General features: G+C 46.8%; 1 protein-coding gene. It reads right to left on the bottom strand.

The genetic code is table 11. From position 1 onward, the window contains the following. Positions 1-2564, bottom strand: a 2564-nt coding sequence (locus H5187_RS01065; RefSeq protein ID WP_220493210.1) for an S-layer family protein, incomplete at both ends; no start/stop codon positions are given.

The raw sequence follows: 2564 nt of genomic DNA, 5'->3' as shown, positions 1-2564 counted from the left end.
CTACCATCACTGTTTAAGCTGACACTACCAAATTGTGGTTGACTGACCAGCTCTGCGCTGAGTGTGTCGCCTGCATCATCATCGCTGGCGTTACTTAATAACCCGTTTGCAAGTGCCACGGTTAATGTCGCGGCTTCATCGAGGTTAAACGCGAAGTTTTGCCCTACCGGCGCATCGTTGGTGTTGGTGACCTCTAATGTAAATGGCGTTAAACTGGCGCTATCTGTGCCATCGTTAACACTGATAGTAATAGCCGCGTAGCTGCCTACATCCTCGTTCTGTGGCGTGCCCGCTAATTCGCCCGTGCTGGTGTCAAAGCTCGCCCAGCTTGGCTTATTAATGATGCTAAAGGTATGGGTATCTTGCGTATCGCTGTCTGTAAGGGTGGGTATAAAACTATACGCTGCATCTTCAGCTGTAGTTGTACTTGGTGAACCACTTAACACCGGTACGACGTTGTATTTTTTAGTTACTGTGGCAGTTACTGCTGCGCTGGCATTGCCTGCGGTGTCTGTAACTATTGCTGAGAACGTTAACACTCCCTCAGCCAATGTTGTAACATCAATACCTGTAATTTGCTGCGTAACAGCACTAATTGTTGCGTTACCAGTAACAGCATTACTGCCATCACTAACCTGATAACTAAGCGAACCACTGCCTTCAAGTCCAGTAAAACTAACACTCATTGCGGATTCGTTATCTGCGTTAATTAAGCTTTGATCAACGCTAACTGCATGCCCAGTTGGGCTGGTATTATCTAAAGTAATAGAGCTGGTCGCCGCTGGTGAAGTATTCCCTGCACTGTCAGTTTGCGTTACCGATACTGTTAAAGTGCCGTTATTAAGTGCACTTATATCTAATTCATTGCCGTTAAGCGTCCAATTACCACCACTACCAGCTGTCACAGTGGCATTTACACCGCCAATATCAACATTAACTGCAGCGCCTGATTCTGCCCCAGAGCCAGTGATCAATACACTATCATCTTCACTAGCGTTAACGATGCCATCGACTTCGATTGGCGTATTAATAGTAACAACTGACGGTGCACTGTTATCCAAGGTTATCGTCGTCGTTGCCGCTGGTGAAATATTACCTGCGCTGTCAGTTTGCGTTGCTGATACCGTTAATGTGCCATTATTTAATGCACTGATATCTAACTCATTACCACTGAGAGTCCAATTACCGTTGCTATCAGCAGTCACGGTGGCATTTACACCGCCAACATCAACCTTAACTGCAGCGCCTGATTCAGCCCCAGATCCTACAATTAATAACGCATTATCTTCAGCAGCATTAACAATGCCATCAACAGCAATCGGCGTTGTAATAACCAATGCATTTGGCGCAACATTATCTAAGGTTATAGTGGTTGTCGTTGCAGATGAAATATTTCCTGCGCTATCGGTTTGCGTTGCAGATACTGTTAATGTGCCATTATTTAGAGCGCTAATGTCTAATTCACTGCCGTTAAGTGTCCAGTTACCGCTGCTATCAGCTACCACAGTGGCATTTACGCCGCTAATACCCACTGTCACTGTTGCGCCAGCTTCTGCTCCTGACCCTGTGATCAACACAGCATTGTCTTCAGCCGCATTTACAATACCATCTACTGCAATCGGCGTTGTAATAGCCACCGCATTTGGTGCGATGTTATCTAATGTAATTGAAGTTGATGCAGCCGTTGAGATATTGCCCGCATCGTCGGTTTGTGTTGCCGAAACTGTCAATATGCCATTATTTAGAGCGCTGATATCCAGCTCATTACCTAATAATGTCCAATTACCACTTGAGTCTGCGGTAGTCGTTTTAGTAACCCCAGCGATACTCACAGTGACTGTTGCACCTGACTCTGCTCCCCCGCCTTGGACTAATACATCATTATCCTCCGCAGCGTTAACTTTACCATCCCCCTCAATAGGCGTAATAAAGGTTGGTGCGTTTGGTGCTTGGTTATCCAACGTTATTGTTGTAGTTGCAGCTATTGAGATATTACCTGCGCTATCGGCCTGAGTTGCCGAGACAGTCAGCGTACCATTATTCAGCGCACTGATATCCAGCTCGTTGCCCGACAATGTCCAATTACCACTTGAATCTGCTGTGGTAGTTTTAGATATACCATCAACATTTACTGTAACTGTTGCACCTGACTCTGCGCCAGATCCTTGCACTAGCACATCGTTATCTTCTACAGCATTAACTTTGCCGTCGCCTTCAATTGGCGTAGTAATCGTCAATGCATTTGGCGCTTGATTATCCAACGTAATTACTGCGGTTGCCGTAGTCGAGGTGTTACCCGCCGCATCAGATTGTGTGGCGCTGACGGTGAGCGTGCCATTATTAAAGCTGCTGACATCAAACTCACTACCACTGATAGTCCATGCCCCAGAGCCATCGGCCGTCACAGTGCGCGATTGGTTATTCCCGCCATCGCTGATAGTTACACTGACACTGGCATTGGCTTCTGCCCCGGAGCCGGTGATCAATACACTGCCATCTTCTACAGCATTGATCCGGCCATCAACCTCAATAGGGGTCGTTATGGTCAAGGCATTCGGTGCTGC

It is taken from the genome of Pseudoalteromonas sp. SG44-1, from assembly GCF_014164315.1.
GTDB lineage: Bacteria > Pseudomonadota > Gammaproteobacteria > Enterobacterales > Alteromonadaceae > Pseudoalteromonas > Pseudoalteromonas rhizosphaerae.
The sequence above is the reverse complement of the archived record's forward strand: the minus strand, read 5'-3'. Positions and strand labels throughout refer to the sequence as shown.